General features: G+C 50.1%; 31 protein-coding genes. 7 read left to right on the top strand and 24 right to left on the bottom strand.

Translation table 11 applies throughout. The features are described from left to right. Nucleotides 1-25: 25 nt before the first annotated feature. Complete coding sequence (locus tag RTM06_RS08095) at nucleotides 26-205, bottom strand: hypothetical protein (RefSeq protein WP_008108187.1); 180 nt, start codon at nucleotides 203-205, stop codon at nucleotides 26-28. A gap of 199 nt (nucleotides 206-404) precedes the next feature. Between RTM06_RS08095 and RTM06_RS08100 the strand changes: the two genes are divergently transcribed. The 3 genes from RTM06_RS08100 (at nucleotide 405) to RTM06_RS08110 (ending at nucleotide 1,746) form a co-directional block, all read left to right on the top strand. Further along, the gene (locus tag RTM06_RS08100) at nucleotides 405-734 is read left to right on the top strand and encodes a hypothetical protein (protein WP_265297060.1); all 330 of its coding nucleotides are present in this window, start codon (nucleotides 405-407) and stop codon (nucleotides 732-734) included. A 61-nt stretch (nucleotides 735-795) separates the two neighbouring features. Then, nucleotides 796-1,347 (top strand): hypothetical protein, encoded by a 552-nt coding sequence (locus RTM06_RS08105; RefSeq protein ID WP_312181275.1) that lies wholly within the window; start codon nucleotides 796-798, stop codon nucleotides 1,345-1,347. A 150-nt stretch (nucleotides 1,348-1,497) separates the two neighbouring features. Beyond that, nucleotides 1,498-1,746: a CsbD family protein gene (locus RTM06_RS08110; protein WP_007891510.1), complete on the top strand. Its 249-nt coding sequence runs from the start codon at nucleotides 1,498-1,500 to the stop codon at nucleotides 1,744-1,746. A 331-nt stretch (nucleotides 1,747-2,077) separates the two neighbouring features. Here RTM06_RS08110 and RTM06_RS08115 read toward each other — a convergent pair whose 3' ends face one another. Continuing rightward, nucleotides 2,078-2,275, bottom strand: a complete 198-nt coding sequence (locus tag RTM06_RS08115; protein ID WP_256696224.1) for a DUF6404 family protein — start codon at nucleotides 2,273-2,275, stop codon at nucleotides 2,078-2,080. A gap of 204 nt (nucleotides 2,276-2,479) precedes the next feature. Between RTM06_RS08115 and RTM06_RS08120 the strand changes: the two genes are divergently transcribed. From RTM06_RS08120 to RTM06_RS08135, 4 genes are all read left to right on the top strand, one after another. After that, nucleotides 2,480-3,736: a mechanosensitive ion channel domain-containing protein gene (locus RTM06_RS08120; protein ID WP_312181279.1), complete on the top strand. Its 1,257-nt coding sequence runs from the start codon at nucleotides 2,480-2,482 to the stop codon at nucleotides 3,734-3,736. Nucleotides 3,737-3,912: 176 nt separating this feature from the next. After that, nucleotides 3,913-4,272 carry a GtrA family protein gene (locus tag RTM06_RS08125; protein ID WP_008108178.1) on the top strand — a complete coding sequence of 120 codons (360 nt, stop codon included), beginning with the start codon at nucleotides 3,913-3,915 and terminating at the stop codon, nucleotides 4,270-4,272. Next, entirely contained in the window at nucleotides 4,269-5,183 is a 915-nt protein-coding gene (locus RTM06_RS08130) for a glycosyltransferase family 2 protein (RefSeq protein ID WP_312181281.1), read from the top strand. Before RTM06_RS08125 ends, RTM06_RS08130 begins: the two co-directional genes overlap by 4 nt. Continuing rightward, a complete protein-coding gene (locus RTM06_RS08135; protein WP_312181283.1) occupies nucleotides 5,176-6,588 on the top strand; it encodes a glucosyltransferase domain-containing protein in 1,413 nt (470 codons plus the stop codon). Before RTM06_RS08130 ends, RTM06_RS08135 begins: the two co-directional genes overlap by 8 nt. A gap of 84 nt (nucleotides 6,589-6,672) precedes the next feature. Here RTM06_RS08135 and RTM06_RS08140 read toward each other — a convergent pair whose 3' ends face one another. The 22 genes from RTM06_RS08140 to RTM06_RS08245 all read right to left on the bottom strand — a co-directional run bounded on the left by RTM06_RS08140 (nucleotide 6,673) and on the right by RTM06_RS08245 (nucleotide 23,908). Next, entirely contained in the window at nucleotides 6,673-6,897 is a 225-nt protein-coding gene (locus RTM06_RS08140; RefSeq protein WP_312181391.1) for an isocitrate/isopropylmalate family dehydrogenase, read from the bottom strand. 220 nt (nucleotides 6,898-7,117) lie between these two features. Then, complete coding sequence (locus tag RTM06_RS08145; protein WP_312181284.1) at nucleotides 7,118-7,360, bottom strand: hypothetical protein; 243 nt, start codon at nucleotides 7,358-7,360, stop codon at nucleotides 7,118-7,120. Between the two features lie 53 nt (nucleotides 7,361-7,413). Further along, on the bottom strand, nucleotides 7,414-8,676 hold the full coding sequence (gene umuC, locus RTM06_RS08150; protein ID WP_312181286.1) for a translesion error-prone DNA polymerase V subunit UmuC: 1,263 nt from the start codon (nucleotides 8,674-8,676) through the stop codon (nucleotides 7,414-7,416). After that, nucleotides 8,676-8,915, bottom strand: a complete 240-nt coding sequence (locus RTM06_RS08155) for a DNA polymerase V (RefSeq protein WP_222182926.1) — start codon at nucleotides 8,913-8,915, stop codon at nucleotides 8,676-8,678. Before RTM06_RS08155 ends, umuC begins: the two co-directional genes overlap by 1 nt. A gap of 143 nt (nucleotides 8,916-9,058) precedes the next feature. Further along, the gene (locus RTM06_RS08160; protein ID WP_312181288.1) at nucleotides 9,059-9,244 is read right to left on the bottom strand and encodes a hypothetical protein; all 186 of its coding nucleotides are present in this window, start codon (nucleotides 9,242-9,244) and stop codon (nucleotides 9,059-9,061) included. 146 nt (nucleotides 9,245-9,390) lie between these two features. Further along, a complete protein-coding gene (locus RTM06_RS08165; RefSeq protein ID WP_312181290.1) occupies nucleotides 9,391-10,632 on the bottom strand; it encodes a tail fiber domain-containing protein in 1,242 nt (413 codons plus the stop codon). 59 nt (nucleotides 10,633-10,691) lie between these two features. After that, a complete protein-coding gene (locus RTM06_RS08170) occupies nucleotides 10,692-10,976 on the bottom strand; it encodes a TonB family protein (RefSeq protein ID WP_312181292.1) in 285 nt (94 codons plus the stop codon). Between the two features lie 82 nt (nucleotides 10,977-11,058). Then, complete coding sequence (locus tag RTM06_RS08175; protein WP_312181294.1) at nucleotides 11,059-11,715, bottom strand: hypothetical protein; 657 nt, start codon at nucleotides 11,713-11,715, stop codon at nucleotides 11,059-11,061. After that, on the bottom strand, nucleotides 11,712-12,023 hold the full coding sequence (locus tag RTM06_RS08180; protein ID WP_312181296.1) for a hypothetical protein: 312 nt from the start codon (nucleotides 12,021-12,023) through the stop codon (nucleotides 11,712-11,714). Before RTM06_RS08180 ends, RTM06_RS08175 begins: the two co-directional genes overlap by 4 nt. Nucleotides 12,024-12,032: 9 nt before the next feature. Beyond that, a complete protein-coding gene (locus RTM06_RS08185) occupies nucleotides 12,033-15,221 on the bottom strand; it encodes a host specificity protein J (protein ID WP_312181298.1) in 3,189 nt (1,062 codons plus the stop codon). Between the two features lie 51 nt (nucleotides 15,222-15,272). Next, a complete protein-coding gene (locus RTM06_RS08190; RefSeq protein WP_312181300.1) occupies nucleotides 15,273-15,890 on the bottom strand; it encodes a tail assembly protein in 618 nt (205 codons plus the stop codon). Next, nucleotides 15,883-16,602: a C40 family peptidase gene (locus tag RTM06_RS08195; RefSeq protein WP_312181302.1), complete on the bottom strand. Its 720-nt coding sequence runs from the start codon at nucleotides 16,600-16,602 to the stop codon at nucleotides 15,883-15,885. Before RTM06_RS08195 ends, RTM06_RS08190 begins: the two co-directional genes overlap by 8 nt. Before the next feature lie 2 nt (nucleotides 16,603-16,604). Then, nucleotides 16,605-17,342 carry a phage minor tail protein L gene (locus tag RTM06_RS08200; RefSeq protein WP_312181304.1) on the bottom strand — a complete coding sequence of 246 codons (738 nt, stop codon included), beginning with the start codon at nucleotides 17,340-17,342 and terminating at the stop codon, nucleotides 16,605-16,607. A 49-nt stretch (nucleotides 17,343-17,391) separates the two neighbouring features. Continuing rightward, nucleotides 17,392-17,733: a phage tail protein gene (locus RTM06_RS08205; protein ID WP_312181306.1), complete on the bottom strand. Its 342-nt coding sequence runs from the start codon at nucleotides 17,731-17,733 to the stop codon at nucleotides 17,392-17,394. A 6-nt stretch (nucleotides 17,734-17,739) separates the two neighbouring features. Then, the gene (locus RTM06_RS08210; RefSeq protein WP_312181308.1) at nucleotides 17,740-21,066 is read right to left on the bottom strand and encodes a phage tail tape measure protein; all 3,327 of its coding nucleotides are present in this window, start codon (nucleotides 21,064-21,066) and stop codon (nucleotides 17,740-17,742) included. Nucleotides 21,067-21,118: 52 nt separating this feature from the next. After that, nucleotides 21,119-21,460, bottom strand: coding sequence for a hypothetical protein (locus RTM06_RS08215; protein WP_312181309.1), 342 nt, complete (start codon nucleotides 21,458-21,460; stop codon nucleotides 21,119-21,121). Nucleotides 21,461-21,503: 43 nt separating this feature from the next. Beyond that, a complete protein-coding gene (locus tag RTM06_RS08220) occupies nucleotides 21,504-21,767 on the bottom strand; it encodes a DUF4035 domain-containing protein (protein WP_312181395.1) in 264 nt (87 codons plus the stop codon). Nucleotides 21,768-21,790: 23 nt separating this feature from the next. Then, on the bottom strand, nucleotides 21,791-22,201 hold the full coding sequence (locus RTM06_RS08225; protein ID WP_312181311.1) for a phage tail assembly chaperone: 411 nt from the start codon (nucleotides 22,199-22,201) through the stop codon (nucleotides 21,791-21,793). 55 nt (nucleotides 22,202-22,256) lie between these two features. Further along, complete coding sequence (locus RTM06_RS08230; protein WP_312181313.1) at nucleotides 22,257-22,727, bottom strand: phage tail tube protein; 471 nt, start codon at nucleotides 22,725-22,727, stop codon at nucleotides 22,257-22,259. 55 nt (nucleotides 22,728-22,782) lie between these two features. Continuing rightward, on the bottom strand, nucleotides 22,783-23,130 hold the full coding sequence (locus RTM06_RS08235) for a DUF3168 domain-containing protein (protein ID WP_312181315.1): 348 nt from the start codon (nucleotides 23,128-23,130) through the stop codon (nucleotides 22,783-22,785). After that, nucleotides 23,127-23,573, bottom strand: coding sequence for an HK97-gp10 family putative phage morphogenesis protein (locus RTM06_RS08240; RefSeq protein ID WP_312181397.1), 447 nt, complete (start codon nucleotides 23,571-23,573; stop codon nucleotides 23,127-23,129). The genes RTM06_RS08235 and RTM06_RS08240 overlap by 4 nt, the downstream gene beginning before the upstream one ends. Next, the gene (locus RTM06_RS08245) at nucleotides 23,570-23,908 is read right to left on the bottom strand and encodes a phage head closure protein (RefSeq protein ID WP_312181316.1); all 339 of its coding nucleotides are present in this window, start codon (nucleotides 23,906-23,908) and stop codon (nucleotides 23,570-23,572) included. Before RTM06_RS08245 ends, RTM06_RS08240 begins: the two co-directional genes overlap by 4 nt. Nucleotide 23,909: the final 1 nt, after the last annotated feature.

The raw sequence follows: 23,909 nt of genomic DNA on the forward strand, positions 1-23,909 counted from the left end.
TGGCGAGATTTCGCAGGAGCAAGCACTACTCAGCGGCCACTTGCGCCGCGACCAACATCAATGCCAGCCCGGCCTCTTCGGCTTCAAAACGCTGCATCACTTCCTGAATGGCCGCTACGCAGTTCATTACCTGCTTCTTTTTGTCGGCTTCTAATTTGTCGATCGCGTGCTGAAGAATCATTAAACTCGCTTCTTCTTCTTTCATTAATTTACCCTTGCTTTGCTTACCTGGTGCGCAACGCTGGCAAGAATACCGTTTCTCTGCTAGTAAAGTCACCCCTTTACATTCCTTCCGCTTAACGATTATACAAATGACAAATGGGAAGCAGCGTCAGACCTGCTATGATCCACTTATCAGTACGCATTGGCGTGCCATTGCAAACCAGGGAATGAAGCAGGTGCTCATGTGGCGAATCACGGTTGTACTCACCCTTTTAGTTTTAGCTGGCTGCAGTTCCGCACCGAAAGGTGTCGACTGTCCAGGCGAAGTGTCGACGATTTATGGACAATCGATGGGCAATACGCAGGCACGCATCTTTGATTTGGTGAACGCCTTCGCCGTTTCGCGCGATGGCGTGAAGGTGCAAAGTGGTACGTTGCACTCCACCGATCGCTTCCAGTACGTGCCTTCGGCCATCACCGCTGAGGGCCTCTACGCGCAACGGCTGTCGGATAAACAGTTCCGCCTGATCAATCCCTATCAGAACACCATGATCACCTGGACGTGCCCATAAGCCGTGCGTCGCAGTGCGAGATGGTTTATTGTCTGACCATCTCACGCTGCGGACCTGCCTGATGGAAAAGAATCTGGATAACAACGGTTATATCGATTTCCCCTTCCCGGCCAGTACTAATGCGGATGGCTCGGTGAATCCTTGTGGATTCGACCTGACGCTGGAGACCGATCGTATTGATGAGATCACCGCCGGTAAACATTCCGAAAATATGCGGCGTCTGCTGGAAGAGGTCAATCTGCAGGAGGGCTTGTTTATGACGCTGGCCTGCGACTGGCAGCAGCGTGACGACGGCGTGTGCGGGTTTGTTGATGTGGCGTTCCGCCCGACAGTGACAGGTTTCGACGCTGAAGAGACGCAAGGTCTGGATCAGGCATTTGAGATCTATTTGAGCCGACAAGAGAAGCAGCACAATATGCAGAGCGGCACACTGATCAATTATGCGCGTGCCGTGCTCGATTGGGGTTGGTCACCGCTACAGCAACGCCACATGCGCTATGAAAAAGTGACCATGCGCTATTACTGCCAGCAGGCCGATGATGCCGAGTGGTGTTTGGATCATCTGCGTCACTTTTTGGTCAGCTGGTATCCGGCTTATCGTGGAAAGCCCTAAGTTCAGACTATTGCGTTCCCGCCTTTCTGCTGCGCGCAGAATTTTTGCTCACTGCAAACTGCTGTTACAACCTTTACCGCTGCGTCATTTGCTGCATACAGTTTCTCTGACTACGCTTTACAGGACATTCACCACGATCAGGGAGTAATTATGAGCGACAAAGCGGAAGCAAAATTGAATGAAGCGGCGGGTGCCGTTCAGGAAAAATTTGGCGAATTTACCGGTTCACGCCGTCAGCAAGCCAAAGGCGCAGCGCGTCGTTACCCGGCTCAAGCCAGCTATGCGGTTCAGGATGCAGCGGATTGTGTGGTGAAATCGGTACGCGATAATCCCGCGACCGGCCTGGCAGTTGCAGCCAGCATTGGTGTGATTGTTGGTTTTCTGCTCGGACGTAAGTAATCAGTTGAAACGGGGCCGTGCTGGCCCCGATTTCTATTGATGGTGTCCCACATCCTCAGTCCGCTCTTTGACATGTTCATCTGGCGTTTCGGCAACATCCGCCACGCTGCTGCCTCCCTTCAAATGACGCTCGTGTTGTGTCGGCAAATTAACCTCGCCCGCTGGCAGTTGCGCACAGGCACCCAATGAAAGTAGTAGGAAAAACCACGCCGCTACACTCTTCTTTCCCATTATTTATTTCCAGCAGACTGATCTAAGTTGACTCAGATTGCCGGAAAAAGTGCAAATCAGCGTCAACGTCCCGCAAAGCTATGTGGGCAGTTGTGTGCAATCAAACTTGCGCGCGCCGTGCTTTATATCGTGCAACCATGGTCATCAGCGCCTGGTAAATTAATCCCGCATACAAGCTCATCACGATCACCATGCCGATCTCTTTGCCCTGCGCCTGCCACGAAACAAACCACATAAAAATGCCCCACAACAGGGAAAACAGCAGCCAGCCTTTAACGAACTTGATTACACCTTTCATACCACCTCCTCAATCGTAAGCGCTGAAGATAGCGGTTTAGTCTTTAATGCACACCGCCGTCAGCACGTTAATGTTAACTGATTCAAACTTCTGCGAAAGGGAATGTAAACCAGCGATGGTGTAGACTATTGCGCACGCGTGGCATATCGCCATTGGTGCATTTATGTTTGAATTCCCGCCAACACTGTCCGACATGTGGTTGAAATGAATTATTTAAGCAAGATTCAAAGTTTTATTGAGAGCAACACGGTGCTGTCGGCCGCCTTTAGTCTGGTATTACTGATGTTTGCCGGCATGATCGCCCATCTAATCTGTAAATTCTTTATTGTAAAGGTGGTGAGGAAGGTGTTCTTCAGCACGCACAAGAATCAGGTGCCGCTGGATAAAGACGTCAGGCTGTCGGAGAAGCTCTCTAACTTTATCCCGGTGATCACGGTTTATTATCTGCTGCAATTTATGCCGGATTTACCAGAGCATCTGTTGATCGCGATAAAGACCATCTGCGGTATTCTGTTCTTCGTCTATTTATCGCTGTTTTTTACCGAAGTGCTGGAGATCGTTAATAACTCCTATTCGAAAAAAGCTAAACGCAAGAATCACTCGATCAAAGGTTATATTCAGGTCGGCAAGATTCTGGTGCACATTATTTCGGCGATCATGATTCTGGCGATTATGTCGAATAAATCGCCAGTGATTATTATCTCGAGTTTGGGAGCGGTAGCTGCGGTGTTGATGTTGGTGTTCCAGCACACGCTGATGTCGCTGGTGGCCAATATTCAGGTGTCCTCAAACGATGTGTTGCAACTCGGTGACTGGATTGAGATGCCGGATAACGGTATCAGCGGCGAAGTGATCGATATCGCGCTGCATACCATCACCATTCGCAACTGGGACAATACGCTGTCGCGCATCCCAACCAAAAATTTCCTCACTGAAACCTACACCAACTGGCAGGCGATGTTCTCCTCCGGCGCGCGACGCATTATGCGCAGTTTCCATCTTGATCAAATGTCGATACGCTTTCTCGATCACGATATGGTGCAGCAGATGAGCCAAATTCGCGGTGTCAGTGAGCAACTTTCGGCGCTGATGGATGGTCGCGACAGCAATGCAGTGGGCGAACGCTGGTTTGCCGAAAACGGCATCACCAATCTGACGGTGTTTCGTAAGTACCTGACGGCGTGGCTGTCACAGCGCGACGATATCAAGAAAGATATGTATATCGTGGTGCGCGCCATGAAGCCCTCGCCAGAGGGCTTGCCGGTGGAAGTTTATTGCTTCACCTCGTCAGTGCTGTGGGTGGATTACGAGGATTCTCAATCAGCCATTTTTGAGTATATCTACGCGATTGTCGGTCACTTCTCGCTGCGGATGTATCAGCAGCCGGGCGGCAGCGATTTTTGGCGGCTGTCGCAGGAGCGAGCTCAGGTGGCAAAATCCAATGAGCAGCACGTCGATTAATGCAATAAAAAACGGGAGCCAGTGGTTCCCGTTTCTTTAATATTCGTAAACCAATGGCTTTCGCTAATGACATGTTGGTGAGGACGATGATTTTACGACTTTATTTGTTGTGAGCCTCCATGTAAAATTCCCCACTATTTTTAAAATAATGATGTCCTCATGGCTAACATTTCACTATGTTGAAATTATTCTCACGGTTTTTATCAGTTGGCATCATTAACACCTTGATCCATTGGATGGTGTTTGCAGCCCTGTATTCTCTGAATACCCGCCAATGGCTGGCTAATCTGTTGGCTTTCATTGTCGCCGTAACATTTTCATTTTTTGCTAACGCACGCTGGACGTTTAAAGCCGAAGCGACAACCTTTCGCTATGTCATCTTTGTCGCTTTTATGGGCATGATGGCCGCAGGTATTGGCAGCTTCGCCGATCATACGCATATTAATCCGATTATTACGCTTATTTCATTTTCCATCATAAGTCTGATATTCGGCTTCATTTATTCAAACTTTATTGTTTTTAGGGTGAAAAAATGAAAATTTCTCTGGTGGTGCCTGTCTTTAACGAAGAAGATGCAATACCTGTTTTTTACCGGACCGTTAAAGAAAAACTTTCTTCTTACAATCTTGAAATCATCTTTATTAATGATGGCAGTACTGATAGCACAGAGCAGATTATTAAATCGATTCAGAATAATGACGAATCTGTATTAGTCATCAATTTTATTCGTAACTTTGGTAAAGAAGCCGCGCTGCTCGCTGGACTTGAACATGCTAGTGGTGATGCAGTCATTCCGGTTGATGTTGATCTTCAGGATCCCATTGAAGTCATTCCTTTGCTGATAAATAAATGGCAAGAAGGTTGGCCGATTGTATTGGCCAAGCGCAATGATAGACGTAGCGATAGTCGTTTTAAGCGAAAAACCGCTGCATGGTTTTACAAGTTACACAATAAAATCAGCTCACCAAAATTAGAAGAAAATGTTGGCGACTTTCGTTTACTTTCTCGCGCAACTGTCGAAAACATTAAGCAATTGCAGGAACGCAATCTGTTTATGAAAGGTCTTCTAAGTTGGGTGGAAGGTGATTCTGCCATCGTTGAATATAGCCGCCCCGCGCGTATTGCCGGAGAGGCAAAATTTAATGGATGGCGACTTTGGAATCTGGCTCTTGAAGGGCTGACCAGCTTTTCAACATTTCCGCTCAGAGTGTGGACCTATATAGGTTTTTTTGTCGCGTTCTTGTCGTTCGTTTATGGCGCATGGATGATTATTGATAAAATAATATGGGGAAATCCTGTTGCCGGATATCCGTCACTATTGGTTTCAATACTCTTTTTAGGTGGAATTCAGTTGATAGGAATAGGTGTATTAGGTGAATATATTGGCAGGATATATATTGAAACCAAACATAGACCTCGATATATAAAAAAGGAATCAAATGACTAATATAGTCTGCAATAACTTTAAAATTTATGTTTTATTTGCCGTGGCCTTGCTCGCCAGTTATAGCCCTGTTTTTCTCTCGAGCTATGCTTTTTCGGATGATTGGTACTATCTGTTCAGCTCTCAGACTGATCCAGCCAGCATTTTTAAATGGGATGTTCTTTCAGGAAGGCCTGCCTACGGCGGTTTGCGCTATTTACTCTCATTCTTTATATCCAGCGTGGACTCGTTAATACTGTTAAGACTGCTATCCGTTTCTTCTCTTATCATACTATGCTGTTACTTTTACAAATTTATCTCTGTTAGCAACATCCTCAAAAATACTTTGCAGAGAGTGATATTCTCATTAACGATCTGTTTGCTGCCCTCTTTCCAGGTATTCAACTCGTGGTCAGTGTGTTTTCCTTTTGTCTCCTCGATTATTCTTGCTGGATTGAGTTACTCAGCGCTAACAACATTGCGCGGCGTTTCAGGGGTTATGTTATCAGCATTGCTGATCACCTTCTCCTTCGCTATTTACCAGCCCACTGCAATGTGTTTCCTTTTTTTTGCATTTTTGGATACTTGCCTAACTTCCAAAAAAATCGAGAAAAAGAAACTCATTCGTACTTTCGCAATGATTTTCTTTGGTATGTTGATGGCATTAGTATTAGCTAAAGCCATTCCGCTCCTGTTATTCAGCGAGACACTTTCAAGAAGTAACATCACCATTGATCTTATAGGAAAGATTAAATGGTTCTTTGTAGAACCATTAAAAAATGCCATCTGTAATTTTGACACCGGCAGAAAAGCACTCTCGATCATCATATCGCTAGGTTTTATCTTGATCGGATTGAAAAACATTAGTGAGAATGGCAAAGAAAAAGTATTTTTATCTTTCCTCTTTGCTATTGCAGCAATGACACCAAACTTGCTGGTGACAGAGAGTTGGGCGGCCTACCGTACTATCAGTGCGCTCTCGCTAATTACCACTTCTTGTTTCCTTATCGGACTATTCTTTGTTATCGATAAAATAAAATACTCAGTATTCATTTATCTTTTGCTTCCTGTTGCTGCAGGATGGCTTGCAGCCAGCAACATTAAAGAGGGGTTTTCTTCGCCTCAGCAAAAAGAGTATGCACTTTTACAGGCCGAAATCACTAAAGTGGTGCCAAAAGATTTCGATGGCACTCTTTACTACCGATTGAATAGTGAGAATTTGCCAAAAATTGCAAAATCATCGAAATATGATGAGTTTGGTTCTTTATCTTTAGGCATGCCGTGGACGTTTGCGGGTATGGCATACACCGTAAAGAAAGAAGCAGGTATGAATTTCACTCTTACGGAATCGCCAGTGATCACCGGAAACGACAACTGCGCAGGCAAGTGCATTATTATTGATGCTCAATCCGTACTGGCAATGAAATAAATTCTTAGCTGTAATAGTCGCTAATTTTAGAGCAAAAAAACGGGAGCCATTGGCTCCCGTTATGCTTTCTGCCTCAGTGGCAAATTACATGTTGTTGATGATCGCGTCACCAAACTCTGAACATTTCAGCAGTTTAGCTCCGTCCATCAGACGTTCGAAATCGTAGGTCACGGTTTTGTTAGCGATAGCGCCTTCAACACCTTTAACGATCAGGTCAGCCGCTTCGAACCACTCCAGGTGACGCAGCATTACCTTGCAAAAAATAACATAAGCATCTGAATATAATTGAATTTTCCCTATTTTAATAATCGTAAATGATTACTTTTGGCTTTGAGATTAATCCTTATAAATCATAGATATGATTATAGTTTTGCAGAATAAATTTACCGCTTCGCTAGCTATTTTTAAGAGCGAGTCTATTTTCAATAAGTCGCTCTTACTTCCCTGTATTGACGACTCAACTCCATTGGAAATGTTTTGCACAGGATAGTGCAAGCCCGGTTAGCCACCACTACCGGGCTTTTCTTTATCAAAATGGCGCCTCATCGTCTGTGTTCAAGGTTGTAACCTCATGCGTCACCACTCCCACCACCGCTATATCTTCCAGCAGGTCATCCATCAGGAATGCGCCATCGTCGGTAATAAGTCGCCGCGGATGAATCATGATCATCGCCCACTCATACATGCCTGACATATCGATCAGCACCGTGTCACCATTTACCGGGTAACGCTGCTTATCGATTATGCACCTGCGGCCATTGAGCTCGACCATGCTGGAAGTCTCACGCGTAGACAGGATGTGCTGCAGCGGCTGAAGCAGAAACGTTACTTCGCCACTGGCAGGTCCGACAGTCTGGTGGTGTATGCCGGAGACAACATTTCGCGCTTCATCTCCCAGGATTTCTGAATACCCTGTCCTGCAAACCATAATTTCCCCTTCCCGCTCTGGTTGAGACCGTCAACGACACGCATCAGCGATTCGCTGTTAGCCTGTGGCTTGAATTCATCAAAGAGATTGAGCTGTGACACGCCCTGACTGTAAAAGTCGCCCAGCATCACGCCTGCTTTCATATACCGGCAACCGTCGCGCCATATGTGGTCGAGCCCCTGCATGGCAACGCGTATTATTTCTCGCGTGTCATTTGTTGGAGTTAGGAGTCTGCCCATGGCCTGGTTGCCATAGAACACTTCACCTTCTGCATGTGGGCTTGTTCGGACGAAGACAGCTACCTGACTGCAATACTGGCGTTCTCGCCTCAGCTTCTCAGCAGCGCGTTCTGCGTACGAGCAAACCGCCTGCCTCATGTCCTCGTATTCAGTAATGCGCGAACCAAACGAACGTGAGCAGACAATCTGCTGCTTAGTCGGCGCGAACTCTTCCAGCTCGAGGCATGGCTCGCCGCGCAGCTCGCGGATGGTTCTTTCCATTACGACAGTGAAGTTATCGCGCATCAGCTTTATGGGGCTGTCCGCTAAATCCAGGGCTGTATTCACGCCCATTATTTTTAGCCGTTTGGCGATTCTCTTTCCGACGCCCCATACATCCTCAACGTCAATCAGCGCCATAAGTTTTCGCTGGCGCCCAACGTCCGACAGGTCAAGAACACCGCCGGTCTTCGTCCACTTTTTGGCAGCGTGGTTAGCCAGTTTCGCCAGCGTCTTTGTCTGTGCGATACCAACACCAACAGTGAGGTGCGCCTCCTGCTTTATTCGCGCTCTCACCTTTCGGCCGAGTTCATCGAATGACTGCAGTCTGTCCAGTCCGGTGACGTCCATGAATGCCTCATCGATCGAATAGACCTCAACCGAAGGCGCCATATCTTCGAGTATGGTCATCACCCGGTTGCTCATGTCGGCGTACAGCGCATAGTTGCTGCTGAACACGTGAATCTTGTGCCGGCGGATTTCGTCCTTTAGCTTGAAGTAAGGCGCACCCATCGGGATTTTCAGCTCTTTCACTTCAGCGCTGCGGGCGATAACACAACCGTCGTTGTTGCTGAGCACCAGAACCGGCTTACCGCGCAAATCAGGCCTGAACACCGTCTCGCAGCTGGCGTAAAACGAGTTCACGTCAACGAGCGCAAACATCACATGCCGCCGTTTGGATTGAAAACCTGAAAGGTGCGCTCATCGCCATCAGCCGTTGAAATGTCACGGAAGGTCGTCGTGTGCATCTCTATCCAGCTATTGGCGGCGCGAAGCGTGTAATGCCAGTTCAGCCGTTCCAGTTCGCTCACAAAGTCGAGCGTGCTGATAGTGAAGCGGCCTGAGGCATCTCGCTTCATAGCCTGCTTAAAGGCCATCCTAATTTCGTAGTCGCGGGGCATGGTCATCTCCCTCCCTGATGGATGCTGTATATAAATACAGTAATATCGATCGGTAGGATCGATCAAGTCGATTGATGATGGTTTTTAGGAAGGGATTGGCGCGGAAGGATTTTTAGGTGGGCGACAATGCCGCCCGGCTGGTGTCAGCGTTCAAGCAGATGCAGGGCGATGTCTCTGGCTATGTTGGGCTCTTGGTTTGATTCACCGAGAATCACTTGCATCAGAGCATCTCTCGATAGCTGACGCTTCTCTGCAAGAATGGTTATCGCAGCTTCGCCGATTATGCGAGCCACTTCATGTTGAGCCTCTTTGTTGAGTAGGTTTTCCATAACGCCTCCTTGGTCTGCAGTTCTAACGTGCGCCTGCAGCAAGGTGATCACATGAGAAACGGCTCAAATAGTCTAACCTCAAGGTTAAACCCGCAGCCTGCATGAAGATGGACGCGGTATTAAGCTGCCCCGTCGCCGGGGCTTTTTTATGCGTCCAGACCATCTATAGCTTTCAAGCGTTGCTGCAATTCTGATATCACTGAGTTTTGGTTATCAATAACTCCTGATAGCTCTTTTATCGCCTCTACCAACAAACCAACTGTATCACCGTACGCCACACCGAGTGCATCAGGGATGATTTCTCCCTTTTTCATACCATTAATGTTGCTCTGGAGGGTGTAAGGACCCATGACAGATACGGCCTCAGGCAGTACGGCCTGCAAATCCTGAGCTATAAGCCCCGTGAATTTTGATCCATCCCTGTTACCCGTGTAACCTGTGAGCGATTTGACTTTGGCTAAGGCATTATCAATAGCTTTCAAGTCTGACTTGAATCTTTTATCAGAGCTATTCTGCCAGGTTCCGTTTATAGCATATGCGTTTCCGTCACTACGGAACTGCCAGTATTTTGACGTGTTCGAACCCGAGTCATAATTGCTGATAGTTGTCTGTGAGAACTGTCCATTATTCAGTTCAGGAAAAATACTCGATCGGATTGTTGTTCCATTCTGATCTACTATAGTCCCCTGATAAAGCAAACCGCCATTTACTAGCGTACCGCTGACCGAAGTAATCGTCTTTCTGACAATTGTTTCACTTGTCAACGTCCCGCCCGTTTTGTTATTTATTGTTCCAAGTCTTGAATCATTTCCCTGGGCGAATGTATTAGCTGCTGTCCCGAATGGAGATGCACTACCAGTACCGCCCTTATTTATAGAGAGGGGCCCATTAAATGTTGCTAGTTCACCTAATCCAAGATTAGTGCGAGCTGTTGATTTGTCTGTCAGATCATTAAGGTTCTGCGCCTTATCAAGCTTGTTTCCAAACTGTGTTGACATGTAGCCCCAGCTTGGACCGGTAAAAGTGGTACGATCCGGGCGCGTTACAGTTACAGATTGATCTCCACTGTAAATTTTCTGCCAGTTCTGGAAATCAAGAATGCGCCCGCGCGCAACCTGTGCGAAGTCGTTCAGGATTTTTTGTGTGATAGCCACCTGCATTGATGCCGGAACAGCATTCCACGCAAGGCCTGATGTAGTTGGACCATCGAAAGCAATTGAAAGAGTTAACTGTGTGTTTGATGTTACGGACGAAACCACCAGCGTGTAAGGTGCGCTGCCCACTGTGACGTAAACGAAGTCACCTTGCTTAAGCTCAGTAGTAAAGCTTGTTCCTGTGCCGGTTACAGCATTAGAACCGTTCGTTAAAGCGATAGTGCCTACTGGCATAGTTTTCTCCGGGCGTAAAAAAGCCCGGCACATTTGGCCGGGCTATATCAATGTGATGTTCAGTTCGCTTTGAAAATTACTTTAAGTGAAACGTCTTTTTGGGGCTTACCCTCTGGGTAACGCCACAATGAAACCTGCCTCTTCACGCTTCGATCAAAAACATATTCTGGATCAGCGCTGATAAGGCGAATATTTTCCGTTCTTCCGCTACTGCTTACGTCATAAAGCACGTTAACCTCTCCGCCAATACGGAGTTTTTCCGGTCGATCAGGATATGAGATTACGTTTGCGGCATTAGCCAAGGATGAAAATAATATAATAGATAAGAAAATAAGTTTGCGCATGCTGCCCTCCAGAATTATGGTATAACAGCGCCATTTTGAAATTGGTTCAAATCGTGAAAACGATCTTTGGGATCAAATTTACTTATGTCAGGTTGGGTAGGATTGCGTATGGAATCCTTAAACCATATGGTTTGAAAGAAGATGCCCAAGTATTCTGCAATTTACTCACCCACTGGCATTGCAGAACCCCACCAGAAAACCTGAAGTAAATACCCGAGTATCCAGTGTTAGTTCCTCCATCATCAAAAATATTCCCATACGCAAGAGCACTGGAAAGGATATATGTATTGGTCCCGATATTTTGAGAATAAACAGCATTATCTAAATCATAGTTTGCCGGGATGTCAAAGAAGCCAAGTATGCGAGGAATCTTTGCAGCCATAACGGCTGACCAGATCAGCTCACCTGCAGCATTGAATACATCTTTGTATCCGCTCTCTACGGGAATATCACTTCTCGTTCTTGCTACGATACCGGCATTAGCTGTCATCCAGTCACCTTGCCCGGCAAAGAAGAACCTTGATCCCTCGCTGGGCTTAAACCACTTGAGCGAACCATCATTTCCCGGCCTTGCTGTAACAAACCCCATATCAGTGGAATTACCAAGCTGACATTTAATATCGTAATAACCTATGTCAGTTAAATTTGAATAACCTATGGTATCTCTGAAGTATGTGCCCTTATAATTGGAATCAATTACAAGTGCTCCAGCAGCATTAAATATTTGATATCCACTCATATGAAAGCGTACACGTCCAAAGTTAATGTTACAGATTTCGGGCCGCCAACTCTTATTACCTGCACCCCGCCATTAAGACATCGAGCCGCAAATTCATAACTATCCGCGCCTAATCCGGGTGTATTTGACTGAGCGCCTACGATTACTGCAAAGCAACCAATTAGAGTAGAACCGGAGAAAGGCACAAATAATTGAGCAGCGTTCGTATCGATTGAAGCAGACGCTCTGCCTAAATAACGTGTGTTGTAATCGCCTATATCAACCACCATTTTACCGGTGGCATCCCAGCATTGCAGTCCTGCGGGCATACATTCTCCTTACCAGAGCCCTTCCCTGATGCGTAATGTTCCATTTCCGTCGTAAGTTAATTTGAGAACACCACTATCAAGCACTCTCCCTGCACCATTAGCCGCATTTCTTTCAAATAATCCAGACTTATCCAAACGCCAGCCAGCAGAACCAGAAACGAAGTTGTTGGACTGAATAAAGCTGCCGATCATGGCATTCTCTATCCATCCCTCACCGATGAACGCCTGATTAATCAGTACCTGACCATTTCTGATGATGAATGGTGAAAACACGTTATTGCCGCTGCCGCTTGCCACAACAAACTGATTGGCGTTTACAGCAAAGCGCGTGACCACTTCGGTTCCGTTAATGGTGACAGCGACAGACATGCCTGCGTCGTAATTGGTTCCGCCGTACTTGATGCCCGCTTTCAACGTGTAGATTGCTGAGCCGCCGGACGCATCTGCATACGCTGTCATCTTCTCGGAGATAGCCGCCTGCTGCTGATCGAACTGCGCAACAACATCCGTCCGTAACTCGGCAACTGATTTTTCAGCGTCCGCGGCCACTTTCTGCGCCTGGAGAATGCCAGCAGAGTTTTCACCAAAATTAGCCCACTGCTGATCAACGTGGTCGTAGTTAGCGAGAATGTCTTCCGCCAGTGCTTTCGGATCGGTAATTATCGGATCAAGCAACGCCTGACCATCTGGCGATTCAATAAATTCCTGGAATGAATCACCGATCAGGTCGTTGGCATTGGTATTGCTGGCCCCTTCGACAAATCCGGTCCAGTCACCTTTATTGCCGATTTTGTCTATCAGGCGCGCGCGGTACCAGCGGCGTATACCGGCAGGCATCGGCCCGTGCTGATAGCTGACGCCTGGATATGGAACGTTAGCCAGGAACAGCGGATTCATGCCGTCTGCGGTAGTCGCTACTTCAATCTCGGTATAAGCCGTGTCACCAGAGCCAGCCGGGAAGCCCCACTGGATGTTGATGGCCCACACCACATCTGTTGTCGCGATCAGGCTAACCGGCGTTCCCGGCTTGCCAATCTTGCCAGACAGCGTTGTTGACTGCGCATAGCCCCACGGTGATGAAACGTCCACCGCATTGACGGCGCGAACACGCACGTCATAAATACCGGCATAGATGCCAGCGACGGTGAAACCCTTTGCGCTCTGCTGGCCGACGTTTACCCAGTCGCCGTTATCCTTACGCCACTGCGCAACATAGCTGATAGCGTTTGGCACCGAGTCCCACGTCACCTGCATGCAGGCAACATTCAGCCCCTGCTCAACGTAATCAACCTGCGAAATCACCACGTTTTCTGGCTTATTCATGACGCCAGGCGGAGTGATGGTAATCGGTGGCGGGTCGATTTTTACTCCGTCATCGATATAGCGGTATTTGTTTGGGTCATGTTGAACGCCGCCAACGGTGAAAGTGCCGTCATCATTGGTCGAGATCGACGTTACACGGAAATACTGAATCGCAAGGTTGTCACTGTCGATCGCCCATACCGCGCCAGCAACAGGAGTCTGGCTATATGCCGTGCTGACGCGTACCGTTTTTTTATCCGCGCTGACTGAAGCAATGGTTCGTGTCTGCGCAATGCCGTCCGGGAGATTGAGCACCAGACGATCGCCGGCAGCGTAATCAATAGTCCTGTCCAGCGTGATATTGAGTCCGCTAACCGCGCTGATTCGTCCGCCATTCTGTTTACCCGCGCGGAAAGCATCTGCCACGCCGATGATTTTAGCCGGCAGAGGAATAAAGCCATCCAGACCAACGTTAAATGAGATGGTCCCGTCTTTAGCGTTGGAGAGAATTGCCCAGCGCCCACGACGGTGTGCCTCGCTCTGTGAGGTGCAGCCAATCGCGGTGATCTTGCTTTCGTTGACGTCATAGCGCTGAACTAAATCAGGCTCGTAAACGCCTTCAACGGTATCTGAATAGTGGTTTTGTGGATCGGACCAGCTAACCTGGCAAGAGGTATAGCGGTTTTTGTAAGAACCACCGCCGTAAGTGAACAGACCATCAACGACATTGGCGCAGTGATACACCCAGTCAACATCATCCTGCGGAACGTCGGCATTCACGAATATTTGATTGTTGCCCCAGAACGTGATGCCGCGAAACACCGCCGCAATGTCCTTGAGAACGGTGTAAGCGTCCTGCTGGCTCTGAATGAATACGTTGCAGGTGAAACGCGGCTCTGTGCCGCCAGCCCCATCTGAAACCTTCTGATCGCAATACTGCGCGATAGTATACAGTTCCCACTTATCAATCATGGAGGCATCGACACGGTTGCCCATGCCGTAAATCTCATCCAGCACCAGATCGTAAAATATCCAGGCCGGGTTATCAGTCCACGCAAGTTTGAAATCACCCAGCCAGTTCCCGCTATACGTGCGGCTGATTGGGTCATACGTGGTTGGAACGCGGATCAGCTTGCCTTTAGGCTTGCAGGTGATTTTCGGTGCGCTGCCGTTGAACTGGCTTGAATCCAGCTCGACGTAAAGCAGTGCGGTATTCGGGTAGCGTAATTTGCTGTCGATTACCTCCGCGAATGAAAACACCTTGAAGGCGTTCATCAGCTTCGTTGAGGTTGAGTCGGCGGTGATCCTGCGCACGCGGATTGACCATCCGGTCGTGGCTTTGGGCAAATTAATACGGTGATCGCGCTGATATTCGGAAGTGGTTTTCCCATCGAATGTACCGCTCACAACCTGAACGTAAGCGCTGCCGTCGGTTGAAAGGTCAATCGCATACTGCGTCACTGTTCCGACCATGTCACCATTGTCTTTATACAGGTAATGCAGCGGCAGACTCAGCTTGATACGCACAGCATCGAGAGACAGGTTGCTGAACTGGCGAATCCACGGTGCGGTAGTAGATACCTCGACGCCTACAGAAGATTCGTTATCAACCTCCGGCATGCCCTGAATGTATGACTGGTCCTGCGTACCCTTTCGAAAATCCCAGTTAACGCCTGTAAAGTTATAACCGCCGCTGTTGTTGGCAAGAGGTGTGTCATTGATATAGATTTCCTGTGCGGTAAGGTCGCCCTGAATTTCACCCTCGGAGATCGCCAGAAGCATCTTCAGCTTCGCAACTGAAAGCAGGTCATCTGGCTCTTCTACTGGCGTGTGAGCACTACCGCCGCCACCGCCCTTATATCCCTGAATTACGCGCGCACCCTGAAGAAGTTGCATATTGCACCCATAAAAAAAGCCACCCGGAGGTGGCTGAATTGCGAGGAGGTCTTATTGCTGGTCGCTGGAGAAGATTCCGGCGCTGATGATGGCTCCGCCAATCTCGCGCTGGCCGTACAGTACCGGTACCGGATAACCCATTGAGACGGTATTTACCGGCGCGCCGAAGGCATAGTTTGGCTGATTCTCCGTGCTGGATGCCGATCCGATGTTATAGCTGGGCTGTGGCGTCAGCATGCTGACTACACCGCCCAGCATCATGCTGATGCCGATGCCGGTTAAAATAGTTGTAGCCGTAATCGTTCCGGCAGCCATAGCCCCGGCATATAGTGCCAGCGATCCACCAGCGGTAAAGAATGCGGCCACCAGCGCGATCGCGCCGATAACGATTTGCAGAACGCCAGCCTGCTTGCTGCCTTCGATTACCTGGCTCATCCGGTATTCACTCGCGCCAGTGGACATGTCAAACTCTTCCAGCCCGATGTTTTTACCACCGCTGTAGAAAGCAAAACGCACCCCGTTGAGGTGCGCGTTAGATACGTACTTTTTGAATCCGGGTACCGATGCGCACATTGCCCTGAGCATTTCCCGCATGTCAGCAACGTGGAACTGGTGAACCTTGCCGAACTTTTTAGCCAGGCCACCAGAGAGCGTCATTTTCTTAAGCATCAAATAAGTCCTTGTGCCGCACGATGCGCACGGTGCGATCGCGGTAATATTTGCCGTAGGGAACACGCGCGGAGAGATTGCCGAAGCCGTGGTGCAGCATAATGTTGTCACCCAGATAAACCGCAGCGTGGTTTGTCACGGGAGCCTGTAAGCGCATCATGATGACGTCGCCAGGCTTCATGGATGCTGGGTCAACTTCGATAAAACCTTCAGCCTGCCAGTTGTCGTCATAGCGGCATTCTTTGCCATCAATCCACCACTCGTAATCGACCGACCAGTTCCCCAGCGTGATGCCATGCGTTTGCTGAAAGTAATCCATCACGAGCGTCCAGCAGTCGGCGTGACCGAGCACCCACTGACGGCCCGCCAGCTCTCTTTCACCTCGCGGAGAAATGGTGCAGAAGTCACACTCCGGCCAGGACATGATCCCCCATTCAACGCCTGAGTGATCGCACTGGATGCGGTCCATTTCAGAGGGGATGAGCTGCACAACATCCGGGTGAGAGTGAATAATCATCAGCACGTCGCCCTGTGCTTCCGCCGCCTGCAGGTCATCGTCTGCCATCGTGAAGCTTTCGGTTGGCGTATCTGAAATATTTCGGCAGCGGACATATTCCTGAGCACGGCCAATCTGCACGACGACCCCGCAGGCCTCGCGCGGATATTCCGCCTCTACGTGCTCACGTATGGCATTCATGATTTTTTTACGCATGATTATTTGCCCTGCAGGTTTGCCGCCGGAAACCCGCCAAAGGAAAGCGCGTTTTCTGCACCAAAGCGAAGACGGCAGTCACTCAGCTTACCGCCGCACACATCAAGTCCGGGGTTGTCGGTTGGCGTACCGTCTTTGAGGAAGTATCTATTACCGGCGTAATCGCATCCGGTGCCGGTTCGGTACCAGCCGCGCATGCACCAGGTGCAGACCGGTGTGATCTGCCGGGATGGGAGCTGCAGGCTCTGAACGTCGAACGGCGAACACAGTTCAAAATCAACCTGCGCGCGCGTTTCCTGACTTTTGGCATTCACATAGAAAAGCTGAACGCGTTCATCGCTGGGGCTGGCGTTAGGATTGCCAGCGGTCCAGTTTGCCGCGTCCAGATATTTAGCAAGCGTGGTGTGAATCTTCACCTTCGCTTTAACCAAATCATCGAACTGAAGGCACAGCGCCGTGACGTAGTTTCCGATGTTGCCAACGGAAAGCGTCGGAGTAGGCTGCGAGCCGGTGCTCGACAGCTCCATGCCTTTCAGCTCGTAGGGATAGGGATCGTACTGGTTACCCTGCCAGATGATGGCGGGTAGGTTTTCCGCAGCAAATGCAGCCCAGCCATCAGTCGCAATATTGTGTGCATGAAATCGCAGGATGTTTTCCATCCCGAACGCCGTGCCGTCTATTTCGATGAGCTGAACCAGTTGGCCCGGTTCAAGTTGCTGTATGTCCTGAGTGAAGCTCATATTTCGCCCATAAAAAAAGGGCACCGAAGTGCCCTGTTAAGGTTTATGGCTACGGCCCGAAAGCCTGCTCGAAGGTGAAAGCTATGTCGCAGAATCCTTTCTTCGGGAAGGTGGGGTTAATTGAATCGAATTTGACGCGGTAAAGATTTTTTTCGCCCCAAGGATTAGTCCACCAGAAAGACTTTGTTACGTGCTGCTTGAGAAACGCCCGGACCTGCGACATGTCTTCAAGCTTACCGTTACAGGATAATGACCATGATTGAGCGTCGCTATTAATCCCGTTCTCAGCGATTTGCTCATAACCATCACCGAACTTTGCCTGATAAACAGACTTGGTGATTTGCTCGCTGGCACCGATCCGGACACACCAGTTAAACGTATAAATTGCCATGTGCCGTTATCCTTTTCTGTAGAGAAGGCCACCCGGTGACATCTCTTTTCTCAGGCGATCGGTGATGGTCTGCTGGATAATTCCTGTCATCTGCGTTGCAACACCGGCTGTGCCGGTTGCTCCTGCCTGAGCCTGACCGTCACCCTGCATGATGGATACCGGCGCATCCACCTGAATGACCGTATTGCCGTTACCGGTGGCGCGATTCACGCCAGATGAAAACTGGCGGCTACCGGGTATATCACCCACATAACCGCCGTTTGCATAACCGCGCATCATGTCGTAGAGATTCGCAACGCCGATGCGCTCAGTCGCTTCTTTGGTGAAGACAAATTCACCCTTATGAACAACGCCAGCCGGGTCGTGCTTACCGCCGCTGCCGGTGTAACCGCCATCAGCGTAAGCCGTGTAGCTCGTCGGCATGCCCATCGCGCCCACGTTACCGGATGTCGAAGCACCAGAACTTGCTGCTCCGGCTGCGGCACCGCCGAGGCTTCCGGCAAGTGAACCGAAAATCCCGCTCACCGTGTTAACCAGCGCCATCTGCAATGCGACTTTGGCAATCGTCTGGAGAACTGAAACACCCCAGCTTTTCCAGTCCGCTTTGCTTCCGACCAGCATGGCGGACATATTATCCATCGCGCTATCAAGCGTTGAGGTGACGCCGGAAGATACCGCACCCGAAACGTTGCTGGCGCTTTCAAGCCAGTTTTCATAGCCTTTTGAAACGCCGTTAAGCCAGTTGGACTCTGAAGCTGCAATGGCCTGGTATTTCTTATCGAGCGCATCAAGGGCCTGCTGACGGGCTGCAATAGCCGCCGAACCTTTATCCGTTTTGTCGAATACCCGTTCGACCTGCTGCTGATCATCGTATCGGCTCCGCTGACGATCGCTCATTCCTGCGGTATCGGTAGTCTGCGCTGCGTCATCACGGTATTTACGGGCGGCATCGGTCAAATCCTTGAGTGCTTCGGTTTGTTCACGCTGCTTGCGCACGTTCTCTTCAGCTCGTTGCGTCCAGGTGGCAAGCTCTGCCGAATTATCCCGGATAGCTTTGCGTTGCTCTTCCGTCCACTTAGCGCCGGTCTGATGCGACGCCGCGTAGAGTTCAGATGCTTTTTCACCTTCGGTAGCGCGAACCTTCTGCACTTCAATGGCAACGCTAAGGTCGGCCATTTTACGCGCATAGTTTTCTGACTGCTGCGCCGCTGCCCGCTCCTCCTTCCCCTGCTCACTGACAGCCTTTTTACCTTCACGCAGCGACTTGTTCAGGTCTTCCTGTTTCTGCCAGGCCTGTACGGTGTTGCTGATGAATTTCTGCCGCGCCTCGGTATATTCAGGCGTGTTGGTCATCCCGGCATCATCAGCGGAATATTCCGCCTGACGCCTTACGCGATCAGCACCTGAGAGACCAGCCAGTTCGTTTTCACGCCCGGACTTCTGCAGCAAATCAGCCTGTTTCGACGTGAGCTGAGCCGAGGGAATACGGAAAGGTGCGTTTGCCAGATTGGTTCGGGTGGCAAGCAATTCATTGCCAAGCGACAGCAGGCGGTTAAATTCCGTGTGCTGGCCGTTCATCATCAGCAGCGACTGATAAGCCGTGTTTTGCTGAGCGGCCTGCTGCCTGATTAAATCCACGCGGCGTGTTTCAAGCACCTCCAGCACAGACTGAACTTCCTGTGACTTCTCCTGCATCTGGTTAAGTCGCGCCTGCTCGACTGCCAGTTCAGAAGTAGCCTGCTGCATGCCGGTCGATACCTCTTCAACGCTCGTCAGATAGTTGATGAGGAAACCGCCAACTGAGGGGCCCGGGCTTGCCATTATCTGCTGATAGCCCTGAATCTGCGTTTTGAGCTTATCAACCTTCGCGGCTTGTTCGTCAATTAACCGGTTCTGCTCGGTCATCGACGTGCGGGTTTTGGTCTGCGTGTCGGAAACTTCCGGCAGGCTCATACCCGGTGCGGCCTTTCTCACATCATCCAGCGTTTCGATATACGCGCGCGCTGATTCCCGCGCCTGCTCCTGCCGCTGATACATGGTGTACCAGGCAGCTGCACCCAGCATCAGCAGGCCGGGAATGCCGCCTACCAGACCCAGCACTCCGCTGGTAAGCCGCGAACCCACTGATGTGATGCTGTTCAGTCGTTCCTGCGCGGCAGCTCGCGCATTCACATTACGCGTAAGAACTGCCTGCGTTGCGGCCAGACGGCGCTCAGCCGCTTCCTGTGTCGCGGTTCCTCTCGCTGCTACAACAGCCTGCTGCGCACGATAAACAGCCGCCCGGGCTCTTGCAGTTGAAATCTGTGTGCCCCGGATTTGAGCCTGCGTCAGCGCTACTTCGCTCTTATACGCCGTTACGATACCGGCAGAAGCAGAGATTGCACCCGATGCCATGCCGCCAAAGAATTTAGCGGCACCGACAGCAACCAGCGCACCGGCGACCGTAGCCACCGAATCAATATTTTTTGCCACACCTTCCAGCACGCCAGAGAGTGACGCCGTGACGCCGGAGGTAGTATTCGCCTCACCTACCCACTGCTGGAAGGCGTTCTGCACTTTAGTAACCGAGCCTGAGACCGATTCAGGCAGGGATGAGAATTCGCCGCGCAGCTTGTCGAGCTGACTGGTCAGCGCAGGTACCACTTTATCAATGGTTAGCTGACCCTGATCGGCCATTGCTTTCAGGTCTTTTCGCGCGACGCCCATGCCGGCAGCAAGCGCACGAATAACACGATCGCCGGATTCGTTCACGGCGTTGAATTCTTCGCCGCGCAATACGCCCTGTGCAAGCGCCTGGCTGAACTGCGTGATAACTGAGCTGCTTTCCTCAGCGCTGGCACCCGAAAGCTTCAGGCCGGTAGACACCGCCTCTGTTACCTTCAGTACTTCCTGCGCGCTGTAGCCAAACTCACGCATGGATGCAGCGGAGCGTGAGTAGAGATTGGCGTTGTCGTCGAAAGCGGTACCGGTGCGCTGGCTGATATCCATCAGCGATTTCTGCACGGTGGCAAACTCACTGGTAGACTGCGAAGCCTGCTTGAGTCGCGCGTTAACCGCGTTCCAGTTATCGGCCAGCTCAATAAGATGACCTGCTGCAAACGCACCGGCAAAGACGCCCGTCATCTCCAGCGCGGTCTCTTTCGTGGAAACCAGCTGCTCGTTCAGCTCCTGAATTGCACGCTGACTTTCGCGCGCGGCCACAGCGGCACGACGCCCGCCCTGTTCCATCGTACGGTAATAATCGGCACCCATTCTTGATGCACGCGCAATCTCGGACTGGAAAGAACTGGAGTTCGCAGAGATTTTGATAATGAGTTCGCGCAGCGTTGCCATATTTCACCCATGAAAAAACCCGCCGTAGCGGGTTAGTTTATTTAGCTGATATTTACTGGCAGATCGTTTGGAAGTTCGCTAGTGCTTTTTCGTCCTCGTTGTCTGCTATCTTGACCGGGCCGTGATTAATTAACTCACCATCTTTGGTATTAATGTATACGTAGTAGTTTTTATAACCCGTATATCCGCCATAAGAGTTTTTAGCGTTGACCTTTCCGCATAGGTGTCCATCATTTTCACCTGATGGCTTGTAGCTTGATTCAAATTTGGCGCTGTCTGGATCTTTCAGGCTGTGCCTAACAACATCTTCGCCTAGTTTGATAAATTCTTTATCAGTAGGCTTGCAGGCTGTAAGAGAGCAGGCTAGTAAAACTGGCAATATAATACCTTTCATAAATCCTCCTTTTTTTCGGAGGTTAACAGCTGCCTCAAATATTTCATAGCCCCGCCATCCAGACTTCAAGGCCGCTGGTTTCTTTCTCTTCTTCTGCTTCGCCCCACTTCAGCTGCAGATCACTAATGGTTGTTTTAGCGCCCTGCGAATTCAGTACGGCAGCGGAAATCTGCGCAGCCTGAATATCACCACGAAAGTCTCCGATAGGGCTTAGGCGGTCATAGGCGATCCACATTTTCAGCTCACTGGCGCTGAGGGTTTCGCGAATTTCTTTGAGTGTTCGCCCAAAACGCAGCGCCAGAGTCATCATGAAGAAAGTCAGCGGCTCTTTTACTTTGCCTCTGCGGTTTCCTGCGATACGCCGAGCTTGAGCGCCTGATTCAGCAGACGGGTGTGCACCGGCCCATAAATTTCAGAAACAATCTGCTGATCTTCATCACTGAAAACAGGTGCACCGCTTTCATCGAGCAGGACGTCAATCAGCATCACGACGTCGGCGCTTTTGTTGCGAAGAAACGTTTCCTGCGGTGTCAGTGTTGGAGCTTCGACGCCTGCAGGTAACTCCAGCCCCATAATTTCGCGAAAGCGCATCCATGCCTCTCCGGACGGCTCACGCAGCATCACTTTTGCGTTATCCCATTCAGGGACGGTAATTACTTTTGAACGAAACCCTGACGATGGAGCAAGCGCCAGAGCGCGTAATGAAGCCGATGATGCGGTGGTTTTTTCGGTGTTTGACATTTCATATTCTCGGTGAGCGGGTTATTGCGGATAAAAGAAAAGCGGCCGGAGCCGCTTATGAACCTGAAGCAATAATTGGCTTCGGCTTGCCACGCACGCGCAGCGAGTAGGTAGCACCTACGACTGACGATGTGGCCGCAGACCAGGAGCTCTGACGCACTTCGACCAGCACATAAAAACCGTTGCCTGATGCGAAAACAACGCGCAGCGCGCGCAGCTCATCGTTTTCATAGGCGGTTTGCAGTGCCTGCTGAGCCTCTTCATCACCGACCCAGTTACGCGTAATGCTCATCTCAGCCGGAGCGGCGAGACCGTTGGTTTGCTCCTGTTCAGTGGAGCAAAGCGTGGTAACGTCAATGTCACCTTTCTGACCACCTGTGTAGCTGATCTCTTTTGTGGCGCAGGCAGCTTCCAGCCAGCTAACGCTGTTAGATGGAAAACCGGAGTCCGTAAAGTCTTCTGCACTTACTGGCGCGGCAGAGACGGCAAAAGTCATCCCCTTTGTTACTTCGTATTTGCTGCTCATATTTTCTCCAGACGTAAAAAAACCGGCTAATGCCGGTCATGATTGATGGGGTTGGTTATTGCTGGCTCTGAATTTCCAGCGTGGCGCGGTATAAGCCGGTGTCCGGCTCGTAGCCGTTCTCCTTTCTCATCTGCGAGAAGTCGAGAGGAGACAAAGCGTTAACTGCCTGTTCACGGATGCTTCTGGCCTCATCCGTAGTCAATGCGTACACATCAACCTGCAGCGTGCCGTTTTCTTCAGCCGGTCCGCATAACGTATCGCCATATGTTTCGCTGACGATTGTGAATACCACCCAGGGTGGTCTGACTGATGGCTCGCCCTCGGCATTCAGTGGGGCCACGTAGGGATAAACCTGACCACCAGCGAGCCCGCCAATTAGCGGGTAGATGTCGGATTCGGTCATTTGCTCAGCACCCCATCTATCGCTTTTAGCATTTCTGCAAACGAAGCTGCAGATGCTTCCTCCTTCTTACGATCATATGCCGGACGCACAAACGGTTTCGCTGGCATTTTAGAGGTGCCATTTTCAATAAAGCGCCAGTAAAAAGCGTTGTTTGGCGAGCTGGCTTTCGTAGTGGTATCGCTATTCCCCGTTTTAGGATTCACACCACGAATATGCACTCCAGCCACAGCTGTGCCCTGGGCACCTTTACCGAACAAAACAACAATGTTTCGCTTCAGCTTTCCGGTTTTCTCTGGCGCGTTATTTTCAACTTCATCAGCCAGAACCTCAGCGCCAGCCCTGACTGCCTGACGCAGCACCTGACGGTTTTCCGCTTTACTCAGTAATTCAAGATCGCGCGAAATATCGGATAACCCGGAGAAATCGAGATTGGTTGTTATCAATTTTCCACCCCCAGCCTGCATAAAATTTCTAGCTGACTGGTTCTCGCATCAGGTATTGGCTGCCCATTAACTTCCAGCACTTTTCCCTTAAACGGCCCCGTGAGACAAACCAGGCGGGATGATGCCGAAACATCGGTGCGATAACGAATCCATACTCTGATCGTGGCTTCTGGTTTTTCAGCACCCGAAGACATCAGCTCCCGACCGCTTATTCCTTTGACTTCAGCCCATACCGTCATTCCATCAACCCAGACTTTGTCTGGTTGTCCTGATGGCAGTCTGATGGTTGTGAAGTTCTGGATTTTTACCTTATGCCGTAATCGACCAGCCTGCATT

The sequence above is a fragment of the Pantoea sp. CTOTU46764 genome, from assembly GCF_031974595.1.
GTDB classification, from domain to species: Bacteria; Pseudomonadota; Gammaproteobacteria; order Enterobacterales; family Enterobacteriaceae; genus Pantoea; species Pantoea trifolii.

Excerpts from the sequence above, each read along its gene's own strand:
- RTM06_RS08190 (WP_312181300.1), bottom strand. The coding sequence starts at position 15,890 with ATGCTTAAGAAAATGACGCTCTCTGGTGGCCTGGCTAAAAAGTTCGGC.
- RTM06_RS08180 (WP_312181296.1), bottom strand. The coding sequence starts at position 12,023 with ATGCCCGCAGGACTGCAATGCTGGGATGCCACCGGTAAAATGGTGGTT.
- RTM06_RS08245 (WP_312181316.1), bottom strand. The coding sequence starts at position 23,908 with ATGCAGGCTGGTCGATTACGGCATAAGGTAAAAATCCAGAACTTCACA.
- RTM06_RS08125 (WP_008108178.1), top strand. The coding sequence starts at position 3,913 with ATGTTGAAATTATTCTCACGGTTTTTATCAGTTGGCATCATTAACACC.
- RTM06_RS08200 (WP_312181304.1), bottom strand. The coding sequence starts at position 17,342 with ATGAGCTTCACTCAGGACATACAGCAACTTGAACCGGGCCAACTGGTT.
- RTM06_RS08210 (WP_312181308.1), bottom strand. The coding sequence starts at position 21,066 with ATGGCAACGCTGCGCGAACTCATTATCAAAATCTCTGCGAACTCCAGT.
- RTM06_RS08130 (WP_312181281.1), top strand. The coding sequence starts at position 4,269 with ATGAAAATTTCTCTGGTGGTGCCTGTCTTTAACGAAGAAGATGCAATA.
- RTM06_RS08235 (WP_312181315.1), bottom strand. The coding sequence starts at position 23,130 with ATGACCGAATCCGACATCTACCCGCTAATTGGCGGGCTCGCTGGTGGT.
- RTM06_RS08155 (WP_222182926.1), bottom strand. The coding sequence starts at position 8,915 with ATGCCCCGCGACTACGAAATTAGGATGGCCTTTAAGCAGGCTATGAAG.
- RTM06_RS08120 (WP_312181279.1), top strand. The coding sequence starts at position 2,480 with ATGAATTATTTAAGCAAGATTCAAAGTTTTATTGAGAGCAACACGGTG.
- RTM06_RS08095 (WP_008108187.1), bottom strand. The coding sequence starts at position 205 with ATGAAAGAAGAAGAAGCGAGTTTAATGATTCTTCAGCACGCGATCGAC.
- RTM06_RS08110 (WP_007891510.1), top strand. The coding sequence starts at position 1,498 with ATGAGCGACAAAGCGGAAGCAAAATTGAATGAAGCGGCGGGTGCCGTT.
- umuC (WP_312181286.1), bottom strand. The coding sequence starts at position 8,676 with ATGTTTGCGCTCGTTGACGTGAACTCGTTTTACGCCAGCTGCGAGACG.
- RTM06_RS08185 (WP_312181298.1), bottom strand. The coding sequence starts at position 15,221 with ATGCAACTTCTTCAGGGTGCGCGCGTAATTCAGGGATATAAGGGCGGT.
- RTM06_RS08160 (WP_312181288.1), bottom strand. The coding sequence starts at position 9,244 with ATGGAAAACCTACTCAACAAAGAGGCTCAACATGAAGTGGCTCGCATA.
- RTM06_RS08220 (WP_312181395.1), bottom strand. The coding sequence starts at position 21,767 with ATGACTCTGGCGCTGCGTTTTGGGCGAACACTCAAAGAAATTCGCGAA.
- RTM06_RS08195 (WP_312181302.1), bottom strand. The coding sequence starts at position 16,602 with ATGCGTAAAAAAATCATGAATGCCATACGTGAGCACGTAGAGGCGGAA.
- RTM06_RS08225 (WP_312181311.1), bottom strand. The coding sequence starts at position 22,201 with ATGTCAAACACCGAAAAAACCACCGCATCATCGGCTTCATTACGCGCT.
- RTM06_RS08145 (WP_312181284.1), bottom strand. The coding sequence starts at position 7,360 with ATGGTCGAGCTCAATGGCCGCAGGTGCATAATCGATAAGCAGCGTTAC.
- RTM06_RS08105 (WP_312181275.1), top strand. The coding sequence starts at position 796 with ATGGAAAAGAATCTGGATAACAACGGTTATATCGATTTCCCCTTCCCG.
- RTM06_RS08100 (WP_265297060.1), top strand. The coding sequence starts at position 405 with ATGTGGCGAATCACGGTTGTACTCACCCTTTTAGTTTTAGCTGGCTGC.
- RTM06_RS08205 (WP_312181306.1), bottom strand. The coding sequence starts at position 17,733 with ATGGCAATTTATACGTTTAACTGGTGTGTCCGGATCGGTGCCAGCGAG.
- RTM06_RS08215 (WP_312181309.1), bottom strand. The coding sequence starts at position 21,460 with ATGAAAGGTATTATATTGCCAGTTTTACTAGCCTGCTCTCTTACAGCC.
- RTM06_RS08170 (WP_312181292.1), bottom strand. The coding sequence starts at position 10,976 with ATGCGCAAACTTATTTTCTTATCTATTATATTATTTTCATCCTTGGCT.
- RTM06_RS08115 (WP_256696224.1), bottom strand. The coding sequence starts at position 2,275 with ATGAAAGGTGTAATCAAGTTCGTTAAAGGCTGGCTGCTGTTTTCCCTG.
- RTM06_RS08135 (WP_312181283.1), top strand. The coding sequence starts at position 5,176 with ATGACTAATATAGTCTGCAATAACTTTAAAATTTATGTTTTATTTGCC.
- RTM06_RS08165 (WP_312181290.1), bottom strand. The coding sequence starts at position 10,632 with ATGCCAGTAGGCACTATCGCTTTAACGAACGGTTCTAATGCTGTAACC.
- RTM06_RS08175 (WP_312181294.1), bottom strand. The coding sequence starts at position 11,715 with ATGAGTGGATATCAAATATTTAATGCTGCTGGAGCACTTGTAATTGAT.
- RTM06_RS08230 (WP_312181313.1), bottom strand. The coding sequence starts at position 22,727 with ATGAGCAGCAAATACGAAGTAACAAAGGGGATGACTTTTGCCGTCTCT.